Below are 18,633 nucleotides of genomic sequence, written 5' to 3'. Positions count from 1 at the left end.
GAGTCTAACCGTCTAAACAAGGACAGGCACCTTGTAAGCAAGGTATGACGCCCAGCAGAAAAATCAACTCTGCCTCGTAACTACTTATCTTTATTCCGCTTTCCAGAAAAGAAACCGTTACAGTCGTGACATTCTCATTCCATCCCTAGGCACCATCATGACACGAGCACGCAACCAACAAATCTGCCTGGCTGCCACACCTTATTATCACTGCGTTTCACGTTGTGTCCGACGCACTTTCCTATGTGGCTACGATGCCCATACACAAAAAAGTTACGAACATCGCCGAGAATGGATTGCTTCTCGGATTCAAACTCTAAGCCAGATATTTTGTATCGATATCTGTGCCTATGCCGTAATGAGTAACCACTATCATCTGGTTGTCCACATCAACCAAGCCCGCGCTCAAGCAATGTCTGACCAGCAAATCATCGAGCGTTGGTCTCAATTGCATACTCAACCCGTTCTTATTCAGCGTTTTTTGTCCCACTCATTGGGCAGCGATGCTGAGCATCAGGCCGCCCTAACTCTCATCGCGCAGTGGCGAGAGCGATTGTTCAGCCTGAGTTGGTTTATGCGGGAGCTCAATTTTGAGATTGCCTTAAAAGCCAATAAAGAAGACCGCTGCACGGGCCACTTTTGGGAAAGCCGCTACAAAAGTCAGGCGCTACTCGATGAAAAGGCGTTGCTGGCCGCCATGGCATACACGGACTTAAATCCTATCCGTGCTGGCCTAAGCGATACGTTACAAGCGTGTGACTATACTTCCATTAAAGTGCGGCTTGAAGCCTTAATTCAGCCACAACCAAGCGCTCCTTGCCTTCATCCTTTTATTGGTCACGCTGACCAGACTAACCTCGACGGCCTGCCTTTTCGGTTGGTCGACTACCTTGAACTGGTCGATTGGACCGGAAGACAGATGAGGCCGAACAAACAAAGCGTCCCTCAATCCATACCACCACTGCTCCAAACAGTGAAAATCAGCCCATGCTCTTGGTTAACGGCATGCACCCAGTTAGAACATAAACGCGCTTTATTGGTGGGAGGGAAAGCGAGTTTCCCCACGGTCATCCCGATAATGAACAGGCAGCGTATACACGGGTATCAGCTCACATAACGGTAGGTATGCCAGTCTTTTACATACTCAGCGCACCGTATTGGCAGCTTCCGCAACGGCGCGCACTGTCATCTACTCTATATTGCCACGGCTCGCCACCGTCCCTGCCGGAGTGAGCTTAATCTGATAAGGTGTCGCGTGGACTCCGTAGGCACGAAAGATCTCATTGCCATAATCAAACACCAAAGGCAAATCCAGCTTCATTCGGGCCGCAAACTCTGAGGCGATGTTTTCATTGATGTAAAATGGGCTGATGACGCCAAGCCATTGCGTGGATTCATCACTGGCCACGGCCATATTGAGACGGGCAATTTTTTCCTCGCAGTCTGGGTAATGGGGCATCGGACACATTGCATCAAGGAAGACTAACGTCATGGGTCTTGCTTGTGGGGGTGTTAGTTGATCAGAAAGCGAGAGTGCCTGTCCTTGTAAGGTTTTTTTGACAAACAGAGGCGCGGCTTCCCCCACTTTTAAACGTTTGTACACGACAGGCCCACTGCCTTTAGGTTCGGTTGAAGGCAAGCTAACGGTAACCTCGGCGGCGTCGGTTGTAAGACCCAATTCACGGCTTAACTCAGCACTTGTCCCAGAAAACGTCATTTTACCGTCTTCGAGCAGAATATGATGAGGTGTTGTCCAGATTTTTTGGTGCTTCATTAGGCTAAATTGTTTATCTAGGATCAATGGGGTGACGGTTGGGAAATACCCCTGATAATCCTTCATTTGCTGGAGTGTGATATTCATGTCAGGTTGAATCCAGACACGTTTGTAGTGGCGCTTAAACTCATTTGGCAGGCGCGACACAAAGCCCAATGCGCCTGCTTGAGGGTCGTAGTTGTCCCAGATATTAAAAAAGACCAAGTGAAGAGGTTCATCTGTCGATAGGGCATGATCATCAATACTGCGCAGTTCGGTCGCGAGTGGATTGGCCAGTGTTGAAAAGGAGAAGGCCAGTGCCCCTAGAGTGATTAATTTTTTCATGCGAGCCTCTTACTTTTCGTTAGACCATTGGTCAATGATTGCGTCGAGCTTATCAGTGGCCAAGAACGTTCGATAAGCGATGTTACCTTGGCGGTCGATAAGAATATGATGCGGGGTGCCGACCACATCAAAAGATTGAGTGATTAGTCCATCGCGATCAAAGACAACAGGTAAGTCGTATTGATGGTTTTGCATATATTGTGTGACTTGCTGCGGCGTTTGATTGAGCCCGACATTGATGGAAATAACTTCTATATCATCACCATACTGGTTTTTAATTGCTTGTAAATGAGGCATTTCCTCTTTGCAGTAACTGCACCATGTTGCCCAAAACTTCAGGTATACCGGTTTTTTTCCTTTCAGTTCAGCGAGATCAATCTGGCGACCAGATAAAGTGACGCTTTGAAGGTTGGCCGTTTGTTCCGGCAAGGCGCTTGCAGCGACCGGTGTTGCCAGCCACAAGCTAGTAAGAATAATCGAGAGTGATTTCATGATATTTCCTTATGTGAGTAGGGTAAAAACTTGGTAGAAAAAATAGGCCGAAACGCAGAGCATAGTGAGGGCGATAAACCACTTAACAGCGATCATCCAACGACCAGAGCGTGGCATCGTTGTGAGAAAGCTTGTAAAGGTGCCGGCCAGAATAAGCAGCGTGCTCATTCCAAAGGCGAAGACAAACATCATCGCTGCGCCCCAGATCGGGTTGTTTGCTGAGGCGACATACATCAGCATCATACCGAGGACAGGCGACGTACAAGGGGCCATCACCAGTCCGGAAATAGCGCCGGCGACCAGCACATTTAGCCAAGGGGACTTTAGCAAAACTGGGACAGGCATTGTAAAGGCAGGCAGGTTGATCAACCCGGAAATCCACAATGCCATCAACAAACACAGGCTAGCGACCAGTGTCATGGTCGCAGGGTGGCTAGCGACACCGCCAAACAACTGGCCGGTGCTCGCGGCAAGGAAACCGAGCAAGCTGTAGACCAGCGCTAGCCCAAATGTATAGAGCAGCGATAGACGAAAACCGTGCAGACGGCTTTTGGCTTGGCTCGCCACCACAGAGACAGTAATCGGCAACATGGGGTAGACGCAGGGAGTGAGACTCGTCAGCACTCCGCCCGCAAAAATAATGACCAGCAGAGACAAAGAAGGTTGGCCGTCCACAAGCATGGTTTGAATAAGCGTTTCCATTAATGGGTTCCTGATTTGATTGAGGCCACCGAGTTATAGCGCGTTTTTTTTGAGGCCATATCATCAGCCCCTAAAATCGACCTAAAATTGGTATAAAATCACATAAAATTAGTTACATAGCGTTGGTTTAATGTCCGTGTTTGATTGAGGTTGGGGGTGAAATTGATTTAATATACTGGGCATGTTTTGTTTCACCATGGTTGGAATATGCACGTTTTCATGCATTTTGAATTCGACACGGAAACCGGGTACCTCTATGACCTATCAGGCGGGCAGCGCAGCGAAAAAAGGTTGCGCCACAAAGTCGCTGAATTACTCACTTACTTGATCGAAAATAAAGATAGGGTTGTCAGTAAGGATGAATTGTTGAGCACATTGTGGCGACATGGCGAATATCGTGATACGTCCCTGATTCAGAGTGTGCGTGATCTGCGCAGAGCCTTGGGTGACAAAGCGCAAACCCCCAGTTACATTCGGACCTACCCACAACGGGGTTATCAGTGGATAGCAGATGTCAGTCCAGCGCAGGCAGAGTTACCAGACGAGCAAGGTGTCGCTTATCTTGAAGTGGCGGATCAGACCTGCCCACCAACCCAGAAACGATCGGTGCCGAGACGTGCGTTGGTTCGACTGGGTGCCGTCATTGGAATGGTGTTTGTGATGGGAGCGGTAGTATTACGCCATGTCCAGCCAACCATTCAGTCTCCAACATCTACTGCTGTGCATTCTTTAATGATACTGCCGTTTAGTAACCAAACAGGACAGAATCAATTCAACTGGGTTGAGTTAGGGCTCGCGGATATGATGTCAATGGTGATGAGACAGACGGCCAAGTACGATGTGATTTCGCCGAGCGAGACACAAATGTTGTTGCTGGATGGGAAGCTGGGGGCTTCGACATCTCCTGAGCAGCTCAAGCAGTTACTGAAACGCCATCAAACAGACGTGGCAATTGAAGCGCAGTTTAGGCTGTACAATCAGCAGCAGGTATTGGACTTCAACATCATTTACGCGGATGGTTCGATTAAGCAGGGCAGTATCAGCTACCCATCATTACCGAGTGACATCTACGCGGTGGCTGAACAGATCGATTTGCTGCTTGACCCGCGTGCCACCAAGCGAAAAACGGGTGGCGCGACTTTTTTGCAGCTGAGTTCTGAAAGTTTTGCTAAGGGCATCAGTGTCTTAGAGCAGTTTGGTGCGTTGAAAGCACAGCGATATTTTAACGCAGCAGCGGTATTAGATCCTAATGACTGGTGGCCAAAAGCTTATCTCGGCCGGACTCAACTGTTACTGGGCGATTGGCAAGCTGCCCAAGAAACTTTCGAGCAATTAGACGCTCAGGTGCCACCCGAAGACAAGGTGTTGCGCGGTTTATTTTCGGTTTGGCAGGCACAGCTGGCCATACGCTTTGGCAATGAACAGGCAGCAATGTCAGTTAAGCGCGCAATTACCGCGGCGGAGCGCAGTCATGATAACCCACTAAAGTCTGAGGCCTACCGCTTAGCGGCAAGCGTGGCTTTTCAGTCAATGCAATGGCAGGAGCAACAGCACTGGTTGGAAAAAGCACAGCAGATTAAAACGCCATCCAATAATCTAAATTATCAGGCAGATAGGCTGTTCTATTTAGGCAATCAAGCAAACGAAGGTCTGGAGCAGAGTCCAATGGCCGACATGACGGAAAATGGTCCAAAACTACGTCAGGCTCTCAACTATTACAGACAACTGGGGTATTTGCCGAAAGTGGCGGACACTCAACTTGCCATGGCGCGTAACTATGCGCTGCCTGAACAAGAACGCGAGGAGGCTCTGCAGGCGGCAGTCTCACTTTTCCGCCAGTTACAACAACCCTATGAGTTAGCTGAAGCCCTTATTTATACAGGCTTTTTTCAGCTTCAGTACCATCGTGGGTATCAGGCCGAGCAAACCTTTGCAGAGGCGATTAAATTGGCGCAGGATCTCAAAGCGCCCAAATTAATAGAAACGGCCCATTTCTATCAGGCCTTCGCTTTGTTAGATCAAGGCTTGTTTGCTAACGATGGAAGAAAATTGACTCTGTCTTTGCAACAGTTTGAGCAAATTCTTCCTCAACTGTCGAGCCCACTTTTGAGATTATCTAGCCTGATTTTTCTGGGTTGGGGGTACAGTGAGCAGGGGCAATATCAACAAGCCCATCGCTATTTAACTCAGGCGGTCAGTGACCAAAATGGCACGCGTGCGCCCACTACTCATCACTACGCCGTGTACTCCTTGATGAAGCTCTATCTTGACCATCAACAATACCACCAAGCCGTTGCCCTGAGCGAACATGAGGTGACTACGAGACTACAGGCGCGTTATTTAGCCAGAGCGCACAGTGAGTTGGGTCACCATAAGAAAGCAGTCGATGTCCTCGAGCAGTTTTCTAAAACCTACCCGCAGCACTGGACGGAAAACGATCAGTGGCAACTTAGCCATTATCAACGGAGAAAAGCAGGTCGAGTGAGTGTGCTTTTAGAGGAGCCGGAAGCACATTCTGTTTACTGCGAAGGGCAGTGGAACCGTTATTAGCCCCAAATTGCTGTGTATTCCGCTTCGCAAGATCGGCGTTCTAAGGTCACTTTAGCGCAAATAATTAGGGTTCTAATGATTATTGTCAAAAATAAATATTCCCCACCCAAATTGATATCGTGGTCTCAATAAAAAACGGGGTCATTGAATTAGGCCATTTATTATATATATTATTGATAGTATTGGTTTTAATGTTATTATTTCTAGCTAAATCTGGGAAGGTTTTAGCTAGATTCGTTCCTGATTTTCGGGTTGTTCGCCCTATTTTTCAATCACTTTTATACCGATAATTATCACTTTTTACTAAAAATAATTTGAGTACGAACTAATTTTCAGGCATTTTATATTTAATTGAACGTTCAATTAAAAAAGGAAGCCGTTAATGCCAAAGGTTGGGATGCCAAATATCCGAAAGCCACAGCTTGTTCAAGCGACAATGACCGTCATTGATAGAGTGGGCTTGCATGCCGCGAGCATTTCGCTGATTAGCAAGGAAGCGGGCGTCTCCACGGGAATCATTAATCACTATTTTGGTGGTAAGCATGGCTTGCTCGAAGAAACGATGAGAGAAATCCTGCGTCAGCTTTCCTCGACCGTGACGAAGAGACTTGCGGCGCTGGCGAGCGATGCGCATCATCAACGAATTAATGCCATTATTGACGGCAACTTTGTCGGTTATCAGGCAGAAAATAAAGTCGCGAATACTTGGCTAGCGTTTTGGAGTTATTCGGTTCATGACCCCAAGCTAAAGCGTCTTCAACAGGTCAATGAAAGGCGCTTACTCTCTCACTTGAAAATCGAGCTCAATGCGTTGTTTGACCGAGAACGCGCTGAAATGATAGCCCATGGTATCGCTGCCTTGATTGATGGAATCTGGTTACGTGGGACGCTCAATCCTGATGGCATTGATGCTGACAAAGCTCGGCTGATCATCAACGACTACCTTGATAAACAACTCACTTTTTACTCACAACAATAACGTACAGTCAGATAATCACATGGACATGAAATCACTATATATCGACGGTCGCCTGTGCCAAGCGACATCGCAAGAGCATTTTACTACGTACAACCCCGCCAATGGTGAACCTTTGGCGAAGTTAGGTCAGGCCAGCCAGAATGACGTTGAACGTGCGATTAAATCAGCACAACAAGGGTTTAAAGTTTGGTCTGCAATGACGCCAGTAGCGCGCAGCCGGATACTCCTCAAAGCTGTAGCTCTATTGCGTGAAAGCAATGATGAACTGGCTGCGCTTGAGGTCGCGGATACGGGTAAGCCCCTTCAAGAAGCGCTGGCAGTGGACATCACCACTGGCGCGGATGTGATAGAGTATTTTGCTGGGCTTGCCCCTTCTTTGCAGGGTGAACAGCAGCCGCTCAGTGACAGCCAGTTTTTCTATACCCGTCGTGAGCCATTAGGCGTATGTGCGGGTATCGGAGCGTGGAATTACCCCATTCAAATTGCAATGTGGAAATCGGCACCGGCACTGGCTGCGGGTAACGCGATGATCTTCAAACCCTCTGAGGAAACACCACTCACCGCGCTTAAACTGGCGGAAATTTTTACTCAGGCGGGCTTGCCAGAGGGCGTGTTTAATGTTGTGCAGGGGGATCACCGAGTCGGTCAGATGCTGACTGCACACCCAGACATTGCCAAAGTCTCGTTCACGGGTGAATCGGGAACGGGCAAATTAGTCATGGCAGATAGCGCCAAGACTTTAAAGCAGGTCACCATGGAGTTGGGTGGCAAGTCACCCATGATTATCTTTGATGACGCTAAACTGGATGATGCTGTATCAGCGGCCATGGTCGCTAACTTTTACACTCAGGGTGAAGTTTGTACCCATGGGACCCGTGTTTTCGTCCATACATCGATTTACGATGCTTTTGTTAAGCAACTAAAACAAAGAACAGAACAGCTGATTGTTGGCGATCCTATGGCCATGGAAACTCAAATTGGCGCCTTGATCTCCAGCGAGCATCTTAACAAAGTCTTAAATGCCATTGAGCAAGCAAAGCAAAGTGGGGCGACTCTGCTAACGGGTGGCTACCGGATCACTCAAAATGGGTTAGACAGAGGAAACTTCGTTGCTCCGACCGTATTTACGGATTGCGATGATTCGATGGCTCATGTTGAGAGTGAGATCTTTGGCCCAGTCATGTCAGTGTTAAAATTCGATGAGGAATCTGAGGTCATCCAACGGGCCAACGCCACTGACTATGGTCTGGCGGCGGGCGTGTTCACCCAAGATTTGGCCAGGGCGCATCGCGTGATCCACCAGATGCAAGCTGGCATATGTTGGGTCAACACATGGGGAGATTCTCCTGCAGAAATGCCCGTGGGTGGTTATAAACATTCCGGTGTTGGCCGTGAAAATGGCCCAGAGACCTTGCGTCATTATACTCAGACTAAGAGTGTGCTTATTGAGCTTGGTGGCTTTGAGAGCCCTTACGCCTAAACGTTAATTTTACGGAGACTCATAATGCAACAACACTACGATTATATCATCGTTGGTGCGGGCTCGGCTGGCTGCGTGTTGGCTGACCGTCTCACAGAAAGTGGTCAACATCGTGTTTTACTTCTGGAAGCAGGGGGCACCGACAAAAGCATTTTCATTCAGATGCCTACTGCGCTTTCTTATCCGATGAACAGCGATCGCTACGCTTGGCAGTTTGAAACCGTTGCAGAATCGGGGTTGGACGGACGTCATCTGCATTGCCCGAGGGGAAAAGTCCTTGGCGGCAGCTCCTCGATTAATGGCATGGTGTATGTCAGAGGGCATGCCTGTGACTTTGACCAGTGGGAAGCAGAAGGAGCGGTGGGTTGGAACTACCAGTCATGCCTGCCGTATTTCAAAAAAGCGGAATCTTGGATTGGTGGTGCGGATGAATATCGTGGGGGTCAAGGCCCATTAGGGACGTGTGGCGGCAATGATATGCAGCGCAACCCGCTCTATCAAGCATTTATAGAGGCAGGGACTCAAGCTGGCTACCCACAGACAAGCGATTACAACGGTTTTCAGCAGGAAGGATTCGGCCCGATGCATATGACGGTGGATAAAGGGGTCCGAGCCTCGACGTCTAACGCCTACTTAAGGCGCGCTCTAAAACGTCGGAATCTTACGTTGCTCAAAGGTGTCGTGGTCCATAAGATTTTGCTTAAAGAGCAGGCAGCTTTTGGTGTTCAGTTTGAAAGATCTGGTGTTATTACGCAGTGTTTTGCTAGCCAAGAAGTGATCTCAAGCGCAGGGTCGATTGGCTCGCCACAGTTGTTACAGTTATCGGGAATAGGACCAAAATCGGTGCTCGATAATGCAGGTGTTGAGGTCAAACATGAGCTACCAGGAGTAGGGCAAAACCTTCAGGATCATCTCGAAGTCTACTTTCAATATCACTGCAAGCAACCCATTACCCTTAATAGCAAGTTGGGCTTGGTTAGTAAGGCAATGATTGGCACTGAGTGGGTCTTGACCCGCAAAGGCTTAGGGGCGACTAATCATTTTGAATCTTGTGCATTTATCCGCTCTCGAGAAGGCTTGAAATGGCCAAATATCCAGTATCACTTTCTACCAGCGGCCATGAGATATGATGGAAAGGCAGCGTTTGATGGTCATGGTTTTCAGGTCCATGTTGGGCCGAACAAGCCGGAAAGTCGCGGGGCGGTGTCTATCCTTTCTTCGAATCCTATCGACAAGCCTAGAATTGAGTTTAACTACATTTCCACCAGTCAGGATCGTCAGGATTGGCGTGATTGCATTCGTTTGACACGGGAGATCTTGCAGCAGCCTGCGATGGATGCTTATCGTGGAGATGAGATTCAGCCTGGGTTAGATATCAGCACAGACGAAGCGATTGATGACTGGGTCAAGAAAAATGTTGAAAGCGCCTATCACCCTTCATGCACTTGCAAAATGGGGGCGGATGATGATCCTCTTGCGGTGCTCGATGCCGAGTGTCGGGTAAGAGGCATTGCTTCTCTTCGAGTGGTCGATTCTTCGGTGTTCCCGACCATTCCAAATGGCAACCTGAATGCACCGACTATTATGGTTGCCGAACGCGCTGCGGATATGATTCTGGGCCATCCGGTGTTGGAACCCGCGAACCAACCCGTTTGGTTGGCCCCGCAATGGCAACACAAACAAAGATTATCGATGCCAAAAAGATCGCTGGCGTCTATCGATTCAAATCAGTAAATCTTACAAGGAAAATGATGATGTCTATGATAACAAAAACGCTGTCGGCACTTGCGCTCAGTGCCTTGACGGCCAACGCTTATGCGAATCAATGTGAAACGGTTCGTTTTGCCGATGTTGGCTGGACGGATATAACCGCCACGACGGCAGTGGCCTCCGAGCTTATCAAAGGAATGGGTTACAAAACCAAAACCGATCTGTTGTCGGTCCCAGTGACGTATTCATCGATGGCAAACGGTGATATCGATATCTTCCTTGGCAACTGGATGCCAACGATGGAGGGAGATATCGCTAAATACCGTGAAGCAGGCACAGTTGAAACGGTACGAGCGAATCTTGAAGGCGCCAAGTATACCCTTGCAGTTCCTAGGTATGTCTATGACGCTGGGGTCAAGAATTTTGATGATATCGTCAAGCACGCTGACCAATTTAAAGGTCGCATCTATGGGATTGAACCAGGTAATGACGGTAATCGTCTAATCCAATCAATGATCGACCGTGATGCGTTTGGACTCAAGGATTTTACTCTGGTCGAGTCGAGTGAGGCGGGCATGGTCTCTCAAGTTACCCGAGCGGTGCGCCGCAACCAATGGATTGTGTACTTAGGCTGGGCACCTCATCCTATGAACAGTAATGTCGAGATGGTGTACCTGTCTGGTGGAGATGATTTCTTTGGCCCCAACTTTGGCGGTGCGAATGTTTATACCAACGTTCGTTCGGATTATATGGCTGAGTGTCAAAATATTGGGCAAATGCTCAAAAATCTTGAGTTTAGCTTAGACATGGAAAACCAGCTGATGGAAGCCATTCTGAATCAAAATGTGAAACCCTCGAAAGCCGCACAGCAGTGGCTTAAGCAGCACCCGCAGCAAGTTGAAACTTGGCTAGAAGGCGTGAAAACGCTGACAGGTGATGATGCGGCGGCGGCGGTCAATCGTTACATCAATTCGAACGCCTAATCCTATTGGTGAGGAAACCTAGGTTCCCTCACCTCCAATAAAAGGTTTTATAGTGAACTTTATTACGAATAACAAAATCCCCGTGGGTGCATGGATGGAAACCGTGGTCGACTGGTTAACGCTTAACGCTGCCGGTTTCTTTGATGCTATTTCCTTCTTTTTAGAAACCGTTATTTTGTTTGTGGTCGACATTTTTAAATGGATGCCTCCAGCTATTCCCATAGTGTTGACCGCAACCATCGCTTGGTATCTTCATCGCAGTATTCCTTTGGTTCTTTTCATTGTTGCGGCCTTACTGACGATACTCAATCTTGGCTACTGGCAAGAAATGCTGGAAACCTTTGTTTTGGTGTTTGCCGCGACAACGATTTCCGTATTGATTGGTGTTCCAGTGGGTGTGATGGCGGCGCATCGTCCTTGGCTATATACCTTGTTAAGGCCGATCTTAGATCTGATGCAAACCGTTCCCACCTTTGTCTATCTGATACCGACTCTAGTCTTGTTTGGGCTTGGCATTGTTCCTGGCTTGATTTCGACGATCATTTTTGCGATTGCCGCGCCGATTCGACTGACCTATTTGGGCATCACCAAAGTCCCAGAAGAGCTGATCGAAGCAGGACAGGCGTTTGGGGCTAGCAAAATGAAGTTATTGTATAAAGTCGAGCTTCCGGCAGCCCTACCAAGCATCATGGCTGGCATTACTCAGTGCATTATGCTGTCACTGTCTATGGTGGTTATTGCGGCTTTAGTGGGTGCCGATGGGTTGGGTAAGCCTGTGGTGAGAGCATTGAACACGGTCAATATTTCACAGGGTTTTGAAGCGGGTTTGGCGATTGTATTGGTGGCAATTATCCTTGATCGCTTGTGCAAATCACCTAATCAAAAGGAAGCATAATGATGGATGCGATTCAAATTAACGATCTCGATGTTGTTTTTGGTGATAAGCCCCAGCAGGCGTTGACGTTGCTGGACCAAGGTAAAATGAGACAAGAAATCATTGATCAGACTGGCCAAGTTGTCGGTGTCGATAAGGTCAGCCTGAGTGTCAAAGAAGGAGAGATTTGTGTCCTGATGGGCCTGTCCGGGTCGGGTAAATCGAGTTTGCTCCGCGCCGTTAATGGTTTAAATCCGATTACGCGAGGTTCGCTGAAAATTAAAGACGGAGAACAGCTGGTTGAACTGTCCTCATGCAGTGAGCAGACTCTTCGCCACTTGCGCACTCGCCGTATCTCAATGGTGTTTCAGAAATTTGCTCTCATGCCGTGGTTAACGGTTTTAGACAATGTGGCCTTCGGTTTAGAAATGCAGGGCATCGCTAAAGCCGAACGTCGCGATAAAGCCCGACAACAACTGGAAATGGTCGAATTAGCAGACTGGGAAAATAAATACCCGCATGAGCTCTCTGGAGGGATGCAACAAAGAGTCGGTTTGGCCAGAGCCTTTGCCATGGACACCGATATTTTGTTGATGGACGAACCTTTTTCAGCGCTGGATCCGCTCATCCGGGCACAGCTACAAGATGAGTTAATTCAATTACAGAAAAAGCTCAATAAAACGATTCTGTTTGTTAGCCATGATCTTGATGAAGCGCTGAAAATCGGCAACAAGATTGCGATTATGGAATCGGGTAAGTTAATTCAACACGGTAAGCCAGAACAAATTGTGCTGTCGCCCAAAAATGACTATGTGAAGGACTTTGTTTCGCACACCAACCCACTGAATGTTTTAAAAGGGCGGTCTTTGATGCAACCTGCCAGTACTCTGGTGCAAGAAATCGACAGGTGGCAGATTTGCTCAACGCAAAAAGTGTGGATTGAAGAACGTAACAATCAGCTGTATTTAGCCCAACACCCTGATCTTAAGTTGGTCGATTGGCGGGATAAAGCGATTAAAATCCAAGATATTGATCGACAATCTGTGGTAATCGCCAACCCAGACATCGGAATGCGCGAGGCGATAGGACTAAAACAACGCAGCGCTCTCCCTATTTTATTGGTAGAAGGGACCCAATTGATTGGTGTGCTGGATGACGGCGATTTTTATGCGGGTTTATTAGGCAAACATCATAGTACAGAGGCGGCTTGAACCGTGAAAGAAAGAGTGAGGCTCAAATAGAGAGACTTTTTATTGAATGATGATCAAAATGAGAAGAGCGACTTTGGTAGATCTCTCCGCGTATATTCTACCCCTGACGTTTAAAAAATATACACTTAGCGTCGCTCTTCTCAGAGTCGATAATGAGTCATGGTCACGTCGTCAACAACTAAATTATGGTAAATAGAGGATGTTGCACTCAGTTTCATTAGCGAATTATACGTGTTATCGACTCAGCTCAAATTGAAAAATAACCAATTTATAAAGAGTGGATTGTGCCCAGAAGTTTTATGAACAGGCCTTGTGCGGGAAAATCCAGCAAGAGATGAGTAGACTGAATGGAAGCGAGTAGGAAAAAGAGTAACGCCAGCGTTTGACTCCGCGAATTTAAAGTCAAGGATAGATGCAAAGCGTTACTCTCTGCTAATGAGTTGACCACGATTAGATGTGATCGAAATACTTATTTATAATAAGTTATCCCTACCCTTACGAATTAGAGGATTTAAAAGGCGCTTCAAACTGAGAGTATCGAATAAATTGGTCGATTTGCTTTGGAACAAAAGAGGAATAAATCATGCTGGTGTGTGAACGGTGTACTTCAATATGATCTGTCATCCCCTCTATTTTGGTTTCCTCTACCGTCACCGTGCCGTCGGACAATGATGGATCGCTCATCATCAGGAGGGCTCGAGCTCCCAACGGCATAGTGCCCGCAATGCTGCCAAGTTTTTGCGGAAAGCGCCAAACATCATGGTGTTCTTCTAACCCAAATTTTGAGGCATTACCTAGCACCGAACCCATGCCAAGATCTTGTATTCGGCTGACAATCGAGGCGCCTCTTAACGGTGAGCCAATCGCCACAACGTGGGACACTTGGCGCACGTTGGGTTGACGTGAAGCAAGATAATGCTTGATGATGAGGCCGCCTAAGCTGTGGCCGACCAAGACATTGGTCTGGGATTTGGACAGTGCACGATCGATGGTTGCAAACACCTTTTCTTCGTTGATTGCCACACTGTTGTAACTGACCGTCTGTGTTTGGTAACCGCACGCTTTCAGCTTTTGACTTAGCGGACGCATAGCGACTCCATGCATATATAGCCCGTGAAGAATGATGAGTTTCATCGCTGACCTCGGTAAAGATTCTGGCCCCATACTGCCAACTAACGGTGTTATGCGCTAGTATTTTTGCCTCACAGTCAAACAGGGAAGGTGGTCCTAAATATAGAGCTGGCTTTTTGTGTACAACATGGCATCGTTTAGCCAGTCAGCGAGCAACACCACAGCAACGCAATGTCCCTTGAATCTTTCATTGGTAAAAGGTATTGCAGGTGAACATGTCAATATTTATTGACCTACTGTTTTAGTGAACGTGTGATGTAAATGATATTCACAATGCTGCTCTTTAATCGCCAATTTAGAGTATTGGTGTGCGTATTCTCAAAAAGTACAATACTCATCTTACTTAGTGATTAACTTAATTTAAGAGTCATCGCTCGAATTTGCGAAGAAGACTTAAGGCCTCCGGTGACGACACCACCTATTGTATTGACACAAGTGAGTCTGTATTCAGCGCGAGAATAGTGTTTGCTCCGGTGAGTGTCATTGCAACTCGCATTTCGTTTTCATATAAGTTGAGTAGGTTTTCAACCCCAGCCTGCCCGTGGGTTGCCAGAGCATAAATGTAAGAGCGGCCAATCATGGCGCAGTCTGCCCCCAAAGCCAGCATACGAACCACATCTAACCCGCTGCGAATGCCGGAATCGACAAAAATTTTGAGATCGCCTTTGACCGCGTCGGCAATCTCTGGCAGAGCCTTAACGGAGGACATCACGCCATCGAGTTGCCGTCCACCATGGTTCGACACCACAATGCCATCTGCGCCAAATCTTACGGCGTCTTTGGCATCTTGTGGATCCAATATTCCCTTAATGACCATAGGTCCGTCCCAACACTCACGAATCCATTCGAGGTCTTGCCATGAAATAGACGGATCAAAGTTGTCACCTAGCCAACCGATATAGTTTGCTAACTCAGTCGGCTCACCGCGGTAAGCCGAAATATTGCCCAAGTCATGAGGTCTGCCTAAGATGCCGACATCGAGCGCCCAGGAAGGGTGACGCATGGCTTGCCAAATGCGTCTTATCTCGGCATTTGGGCCGCTCATCCCAGAGTGGTTGTCCCGATAACGAGCCCCAGGAACAGGCATGTCAACGGTAAAGACCAGAGTCTTGACCCCCGCGGCTTTGGCACGGTCAAGCACGTTTTTCATAAAGCCGCGGTCTTTTAGGACATACAGTTGGAACCACATAGGACGAGTCAGTGTTGGCGCGACTTCTTCAATCGGACACACTGAAACGGTAGAGAGGGTGAAAGGGATGCCTTTTTTGTCTGCAGCCATGGCGGCTTGTACTTCACCTCGGCGGGCATACATGCCGGTTAGCCCGACTGGCGATAAAGCGAGCGGTAACGCAAACGACTCACCAAAAATCGAGGTTTCAAGGTTGAGATGAGACATATCCTTGAGAACGCGCTGTTTGAGTGCAATGCTCGCCAGATCAGAGGTATTTCGGTTAAGGGTATGCTCGGCATATGAGCCGCCATCGATGTAATCGAACAGGAAAGGCGGTAGCTTGGCTTTGGCCGTTTGGCGATAATCCGTTGACGCTGAAATGATCATAAATTCAGTCCTAAAATGACGGTTAATTGAATGTCTTAATGAGGCATCCACACGACGGTTAACAAGGCTTGGCGCTGGTGTGTCAGTGTTTTAGCATTAAGGCATCGCTACTGGTAAATCCATAAATGGCAAACATGCCGATGAAACCAGTCATGACAAGATAGTAGACGGTTGGCAACAGCGTTTTGCGCAGGGTCGCACCTTCACGCCCTAATAATCCAACCGTTGCTGATGCCGCCACAACATTGTGAATGGCGATCATATTTCCGGCTGCGGCTCCGACGGCTTGCAATGCAATCACCATGGCACTTGACATCGTCAATGTCTGCGCGACTTCAAACTGGAACTGACTAAACATCATGTTGGAGATGGTATTGGAACCGGCGATAAATGCCCCGAGTGCACCAATAGTGGCACTGAGAGCTGGGAATGCTTCCCCTACCAGCGAGGCAACAAAATGAGCGGTTGTGACTGGCATACTGGCTAGATTCGCCCCGTTGATACCTGAATTAATAAATATCCTCACCATGGGAATGGTAAACAAAAGTACAAAGCCCGCCCCAAGTAGGGTTTTGCTCGATTCGGCGAAGGCTTTGGTCAAGGGAGTGATCTTGCCTGATTGTAACAGGGTGGCGAATAGAGCAACAAAGACCAAAATACCGCCAGGAAGATACAAGGGTTGGATCACCGTATGAATGCCGGTTTCTCCGGCGATATTGATGAACGACAGGCTTACACTGCGGAGTAGGGAGTTAAACTCAGTGTTTACGCGGCTGAGCACCAGTAAGATCGCGAGGATGACGTAGGGCAACCATGCGAGATAAACCCGCATTGGCGGTGCGCTTGGCGTCGTCGCATCCATCTTCAATGTACCAAGCCATTCTTTCGGCCAAGTGCCTTCGTCTGCAAAATCCCAGGACGTTTTGGGCAGTAATAGACCTTTCTTAGCGGCAAAAACGACGAGAGCCAAGCCACATAACCCGCCAATAAGTGACGGAAACTCGGCGCCGAGCAGTACGCCAGTCAGCGCATAGGGAAGGGTAAAAGCAAGGCCAGCAAACAGCGCAAAAGGTAGCACTTCAAGCCCTTCGGACCAGCTCCTATTCTTGCCAAAAAAGCGCGTTAGCATCATCACCATTAACACGGGCATTAAAGTGCCTACGGTGGCGTGAATCACCGCGACATTTGACGTGATCTGATGCAGGTAAGCCTCCCAGTTGGACCCATTTTGAAGAAGGTTTTGACTGATCGAATACGAGTCAAGCCCTTGGCTTACGCCAACAATAATCGGGGTGCCAACCGCGCCAAATGATACGGACGTTGATTGAATCATCATGCCCATTAATACGGCGGCCAACGCAGGGAAACCGACAGCGACGAGCAGCGGAGCTACGATGGCCGCCGGAGTGCCAAAACCGGAAGCGCCTTCGATAAAGGAACCAAAGCACCACGCAATGATGATGGCTTGGACACGTCGATCTGGGGAAAGATGAGTAAATCCGTTGCGTATCGTAGCGATAGCGCCCGTGTACTTGAGAGTGTTGAGTAATAGTATGGCGCCAAAGACAATCCAAAGTACCGAAGCTGTCACCCCAAGCCCTTGCAAGACCGAAGAACCGATTCGTGTCGGCGACATCTCCCAAACAGACAAGGCAATAAACACGGTGAGGACGAAGGCGATCGGCATGGCCCGTGTGGCTGGCCAGTTAAAGCCAACCAACAAGAGTGCGGCGACAATAATCGGTAAGAAAGCGGCGAACGCCAGAAAAGTTTCACTCATGGGGTATCCTCGTACACGGACTGACTCTTAATAAGGCGACCGAATTCTACAATCATGTAAATTGTTTTGTGGGTGTTAACAGGCTGTGAATTTAACGCTTTATTTTTCAGTGATATACGGAAATAATGAAAATAATTAATTCCAAAAGTGACATAGTATTATGAAGGCAGATGATTTAATTCTGTTTTCTCAGGTCGTAGAACTGGGCAGCTTTAGCAAAGTAGCAGAAGTAAATAACCTTACAAATTCGGTCGTTAGCAAAAGGATCGCACGCTTAGAGCATCAAGTTGGTGTGCAACTACTATATCGGACAACACGCAAACTCACCTTAACCGAAGCGGGCAAAGCGCTCACCCTTGGGGCGCAAAACGTGAAGCAGGCCGCTCAGGAGGCGCTAGATGCTGTTTCTGGTTTTGGAGAAAACATTACCGGACACATAAAGATGTCTGTGCCGTCAATATCGGGTGAGCTGGTTTTGGCTGAGGCAGTGGCTGAATTTTGTAATCTTCACTCCGGTCTTAGCGTTGATATGTCTCTGGATAATCGTTTTGTTGATCTTGTCAATGACGGCTATGACTTAGTGATAAGGACAGGTTACCTTGAAGATTCGAGCTTAATTGCACGCCATATTCTCGACTCTCAGTGGGTCGTGTGTGCGTCTCCATCCTACATTGCCCGAAAGGGTAAACCGCCGATACCAAAAGCGCTCGTTTCTCATAACTGTCTGCAATACGCTTATCAATCTACAGGCGCGACAGACTGGGAATTCAAGTCCCATGACCACCATTACATGGTTAAGATTTCAGGCGCCTTTTCTACCGATAATGCCACCGCGCTGCGCAAAGCGGCCATGGGCGGCCATGGGCGGCCATGGTATTGCGTACATGCCACGTTGTCTGGTCTATCATGATATCCGCAACGGTGAGCTGATTGATCTCTTCCCTGATTTGGTGGGTAAAAAACTCGGCATTTATGCCGTTTACCCTTTTACTCGCCAGCCCGCGAAAAAAGTGAAGCTGCTTATCGAGCACATCCGCACCCGCTACCTTGCCATTGCCCACTATTTCTGAAGGTTATCTTGATGC

The 18,633-nt window shown here is 48.1% G+C and carries 14 protein-coding genes and 1 pseudogene; 9 read left to right on the top strand and 6 right to left on the bottom strand.

The window, feature by feature from the left end; translation table 11 throughout:
* Positions 1 to 157: 157 nt before the first annotated feature.
* Positions 158 to 1,117 carry a transposase gene (locus HLM86_RS12960; RefSeq protein ID WP_171831456.1) on the top strand — a complete coding sequence of 320 codons (960 nt, stop codon included), beginning with the start codon at positions 158 to 160 and terminating at the stop codon, positions 1,115 to 1,117.
* Between the two features lie 72 nt (positions 1,118 to 1,189).
* On the opposite strand, the gene HLM86_RS12955 is transcribed toward HLM86_RS12960, so the two are convergent.
* The 3 genes from HLM86_RS12955 to HLM86_RS12945 are packed head-to-tail and all read right to left on the bottom strand — an operon-like array spanning position 1,190 to position 3,292.
* Entirely contained in the window at positions 1,190 to 2,098 is a 909-nt protein-coding gene (locus HLM86_RS12955; protein ID WP_170883079.1) for a peroxiredoxin family protein, read from the bottom strand.
* A 9-nt stretch (positions 2,099 to 2,107) separates the two neighbouring features.
* Entirely contained in the window at positions 2,108 to 2,590 is a 483-nt protein-coding gene (locus HLM86_RS12950) for a TlpA family protein disulfide reductase (protein WP_076590519.1), read from the bottom strand.
* A gap of 9 nt (positions 2,591 to 2,599) precedes the next feature.
* Entirely contained in the window at positions 2,600 to 3,292 is a 693-nt protein-coding gene (locus HLM86_RS12945; RefSeq protein WP_170883077.1) for a cytochrome c biogenesis protein CcdA, read from the bottom strand.
* Between the two features lie 219 nt (positions 3,293 to 3,511).
* Here HLM86_RS12945 and HLM86_RS12940 point away from each other — a divergent pair, with 219 nt between their 5' ends.
* The 7 genes from HLM86_RS12940 (at position 3,512) to choV (ending at position 13,079) form a co-directional block, all read left to right on the top strand.
* The gene (locus HLM86_RS12940; RefSeq protein ID WP_076590521.1) at positions 3,512 to 5,842 is read left to right on the top strand and encodes a winged helix-turn-helix domain-containing protein; all 2,331 of its coding nucleotides are present in this window, start codon (positions 3,512 to 3,514) and stop codon (positions 5,840 to 5,842) included.
* A 382-nt stretch (positions 5,843 to 6,224) separates the two neighbouring features.
* Positions 6,225 to 6,821, top strand: coding sequence for a transcriptional regulator BetI (gene betI / locus HLM86_RS12935; RefSeq protein WP_076590522.1), 597 nt, complete (start codon positions 6,225 to 6,227; stop codon positions 6,819 to 6,821).
* A 19-nt stretch (positions 6,822 to 6,840) separates the two neighbouring features.
* On the top strand, positions 6,841 to 8,301 hold the full coding sequence (gene betB, locus HLM86_RS12930; protein ID WP_170883076.1) for a betaine-aldehyde dehydrogenase: 1,461 nt from the start codon (positions 6,841 to 6,843) through the stop codon (positions 8,299 to 8,301).
* Between the two features lie 24 nt (positions 8,302 to 8,325).
* Positions 8,326 to 10,035 carry a choline dehydrogenase gene (gene betA, locus HLM86_RS12925; protein ID WP_170883074.1) on the top strand — a complete coding sequence of 570 codons (1,710 nt, stop codon included), beginning with the start codon at positions 8,326 to 8,328 and terminating at the stop codon, positions 10,033 to 10,035.
* Positions 10,036 to 10,055: 20 nt separating this feature from the next.
* Positions 10,056 to 10,994 (top strand): choline ABC transporter substrate-binding protein, encoded by a 939-nt coding sequence (locus HLM86_RS12920; RefSeq protein WP_076590525.1) that lies wholly within the window; start codon positions 10,056 to 10,058, stop codon positions 10,992 to 10,994.
* A 52-nt stretch (positions 10,995 to 11,046) separates the two neighbouring features.
* Positions 11,047 to 11,889 (top strand): choline ABC transporter permease subunit, encoded by an 843-nt coding sequence (choW, locus tag HLM86_RS12915; RefSeq protein WP_076590526.1) that lies wholly within the window; start codon positions 11,047 to 11,049, stop codon positions 11,887 to 11,889.
* Between the two features lie 2 nt (positions 11,890 to 11,891).
* A complete protein-coding gene (gene choV, locus HLM86_RS12910; RefSeq protein ID WP_076590553.1) occupies positions 11,892 to 13,079 on the top strand; it encodes a choline ABC transporter ATP-binding protein in 1,188 nt (395 codons plus the stop codon).
* A gap of 495 nt (positions 13,080 to 13,574) precedes the next feature.
* On the opposite strand, the gene HLM86_RS12905 is transcribed toward choV, so the two are convergent.
* From HLM86_RS12905 to HLM86_RS12895, 3 genes are all read right to left on the bottom strand, one after another.
* Complete coding sequence (locus tag HLM86_RS12905) at positions 13,575 to 14,213, bottom strand: lipase family protein (RefSeq protein WP_076590527.1); 639 nt, start codon at positions 14,211 to 14,213, stop codon at positions 13,575 to 13,577.
* 415 nt (positions 14,214 to 14,628) lie between these two features.
* Positions 14,629 to 15,768: an FMN-dependent L-lactate dehydrogenase LldD gene (gene lldD / locus HLM86_RS12900; protein WP_076590528.1), complete on the bottom strand. Its 1,140-nt coding sequence runs from the start codon at positions 15,766 to 15,768 to the stop codon at positions 14,629 to 14,631.
* An 82-nt stretch (positions 15,769 to 15,850) separates the two neighbouring features.
* Positions 15,851 to 17,548, bottom strand: a complete 1,698-nt coding sequence (locus HLM86_RS12895) for an L-lactate permease (RefSeq protein ID WP_076590529.1) — start codon at positions 17,546 to 17,548, stop codon at positions 15,851 to 15,853.
* Between the two features lie 160 nt (positions 17,549 to 17,708).
* Here HLM86_RS12895 and HLM86_RS12890 point away from each other — a divergent pair.
* Positions 17,709 to 18,618 (top strand): annotated as a pseudogene (locus HLM86_RS12890) (LysR family transcriptional regulator).
* The last annotated feature ends 15 nt before the right edge of the window (positions 18,619 to 18,633 follow it).

The organism is Vibrio ostreicida (assembly GCF_013074385.2).
Taxonomy (GTDB): domain Bacteria; phylum Pseudomonadota; class Gammaproteobacteria; order Enterobacterales; family Vibrionaceae; genus Vibrio; species Vibrio ostreicida.
The sequence above is the reverse complement of the archived record's forward strand: the minus strand, read 5'-3'. Positions and strand labels throughout refer to the sequence as shown.

Excerpts from the sequence above, each read along its gene's own strand:
- betI (WP_076590522.1), top strand. The coding sequence starts at position 6,225 with ATGCCAAAGGTTGGGATGCCAAATATCCGAAAGCCACAGCTTGTTCAA.
- HLM86_RS12895 (WP_076590529.1), bottom strand. The coding sequence starts at position 17,548 with ATGAGTGAAACTTTTCTGGCGTTCGCCGCTTTCTTACCGATTATTGTC.
- HLM86_RS12945 (WP_170883077.1), bottom strand. The coding sequence starts at position 3,292 with ATGGAAACGCTTATTCAAACCATGCTTGTGGACGGCCAACCTTCTTTG.
- HLM86_RS12905 (WP_076590527.1), bottom strand. The coding sequence starts at position 14,213 with ATGAAACTCATCATTCTTCACGGGCTATATATGCATGGAGTCGCTATG.
- HLM86_RS12955 (WP_170883079.1), bottom strand. The coding sequence starts at position 2,098 with ATGAAAAAATTAATCACTCTAGGGGCACTGGCCTTCTCCTTTTCAACA.
- choV (WP_076590553.1), top strand. The coding sequence starts at position 11,892 with ATGGATGCGATTCAAATTAACGATCTCGATGTTGTTTTTGGTGATAAG.
- HLM86_RS12940 (WP_076590521.1), top strand. The coding sequence starts at position 3,512 with ATGCATTTTGAATTCGACACGGAAACCGGGTACCTCTATGACCTATCA.
- HLM86_RS12950 (WP_076590519.1), bottom strand. The coding sequence starts at position 2,590 with ATGAAATCACTCTCGATTATTCTTACTAGCTTGTGGCTGGCAACACCG.
- betB (WP_170883076.1), top strand. The coding sequence starts at position 6,841 with ATGGACATGAAATCACTATATATCGACGGTCGCCTGTGCCAAGCGACA.
- lldD (WP_076590528.1), bottom strand. The coding sequence starts at position 15,768 with ATGATCATTTCAGCGTCAACGGATTATCGCCAAACGGCCAAAGCCAAG.
- HLM86_RS12960 (WP_171831456.1), top strand. The coding sequence starts at position 158 with ATGACACGAGCACGCAACCAACAAATCTGCCTGGCTGCCACACCTTAT.
- HLM86_RS12920 (WP_076590525.1), top strand. The coding sequence starts at position 10,056 with ATGTCTATGATAACAAAAACGCTGTCGGCACTTGCGCTCAGTGCCTTG.
- betA (WP_170883074.1), top strand. The coding sequence starts at position 8,326 with ATGCAACAACACTACGATTATATCATCGTTGGTGCGGGCTCGGCTGGC.